The sequence below is a fragment of the Wolbachia endosymbiont of Tuta absoluta genome, assembly GCF_059414725.1.
Window position 1 is genome coordinate 1 of sequence record NZ_JBNRJY010000281.1, and the last position, 1,258, is coordinate 1,258.

At 44.7% G+C, this 1,258-nt stretch carries 2 protein-coding genes; both read right to left on the reverse strand.

All coding sequences use genetic code 11. From position 1 onward, the window contains the following. Nucleotides 1-26: 26 nt before the first annotated feature. A complete protein-coding gene (locus ACJ5GX_RS03105) occupies nt 27-317 on the reverse strand; it encodes a hypothetical protein (protein WP_495292690.1) in 291 nt (96 codons plus the stop codon). A 702-nt stretch (nt 318-1,019) separates the two neighbouring features. After that, nucleotides 1,020-1,199 carry a POTRA domain-containing protein gene (locus ACJ5GX_RS03110; RefSeq protein ID WP_495292691.1) on the reverse strand — a complete coding sequence of 60 codons (180 nt, stop codon included), beginning with the start codon at nt 1,197-1,199 and terminating at the stop codon, nt 1,020-1,022. Between the last annotated feature and the right edge of the window lie 59 nt (nt 1,200-1,258).

Consider the following 1,258-nt stretch of genomic DNA (forward strand, 5'->3'; position numbering starts at 1 on the left):
GCCCAGCCCACTGCCACTTCAGTTTGCTACACTTCCAGACTATGCCCGTTACTTTGGTCTTTTTGCGGATATTTCTGTGCCGGTAATCCGGAATGCCGGATTTTATCCATTATAGAGATACCGAGCATAGACTTTCCATAGCTCTCTGAGTGACATGTAACCGGTGGGCCAGTTATACTGTCAGGTTCCACGTCTCGGCTCCATAGGTCATGACTCGCAGAACGCACTGATCGATCGCCACTTGACATCCTACGGACCGTTATAGCCGCAGAGCTGACTACTTCAGTGAGCATACGAATTGACAGGCAATAAAACATGCTACGTATTAGTTTTTTAGATTATCAGTCTTGATAGTGGTGCCTGATATCATTTGAAAGAGGTTATGGTACTGAGATGATATACAAAAACCGGATATCATGGCACATGTCACTGCATCAAGAGACGTGTTTTTTGTTGTACTCTTTGATTTTCGCGCCAGGTCCTTCAAATCGCCGTGGTAAAAGTATTTGCAAAGTTGTTTCAACAACCAGTTCAATCACGCACTTGGAGCGCGCCTGGGCTTAAGAGTTGTTCTGGGAACAACGGATCAGACTGAATCAATTGGCGACTGTCACAGGGTTTCATTTGTATAGTTGTGGCCACGAACCGCAATAGTGTCTAGTGCGTATGCAATTCACCTTCATCATCATCATATCAGACCACACCTTCCCACTGCTGAGTGTAGGCCCCTTCTTTTTGTCGCCACCTTATGAAAAAAAAAACCGTCAGTCATCAAACCTTACACCCTTTGACGAAGCTTACTCTCCGACTACACCGTCGACCGCCACTCGACAGCTACCGACCATTACGCACACCAATCGAACCGTACGGATTAACGTCCACATTTCCGTCTTTACCATTACTCATCAAAAACATTTACGAAATTCAGACGTCTAATCTCGTTTCATCTTGTAATGTATCGCGAGGGTTAGCGTTCCGCGAATAGCAGACGAAGAAAATTATAAACATCAGCAAGTCAGTCAAGTCCACGGGGGATCGATCTCAGATGTGTTATATGCGTCACCTTCTGCCATGCTAAGTTTTCTTCTAATTACTTTATCTAAAGTGCGGTCATTGCCATCAATAGTAATTTGGTTTATATAAATCTTTTTACCTACAATGTCTTTGGTGCATGTGTGCAAGCGAAGCGAACCAGCCATCGCCCGCGCCTTCGTACGCAAGGCTTAGTATGAGCGTAGTTAATCTATGTTTAGGTACA

Bases quoted from the DNA above. Each gene is read 5' to 3' on its own strand.
- ACJ5GX_RS03105 (WP_495292690.1), bottom strand. From the start codon at position 317: ATGTTTTATTGCCTGTCAATTCGTATGCTCACTGAAGTAGTCAGCTCT.
- ACJ5GX_RS03110 (WP_495292691.1), bottom strand. From the start codon at position 1,199: ATGGCTGGTTCGCTTCGCTTGCACACATGCACCAAAGACATTGTAGGT.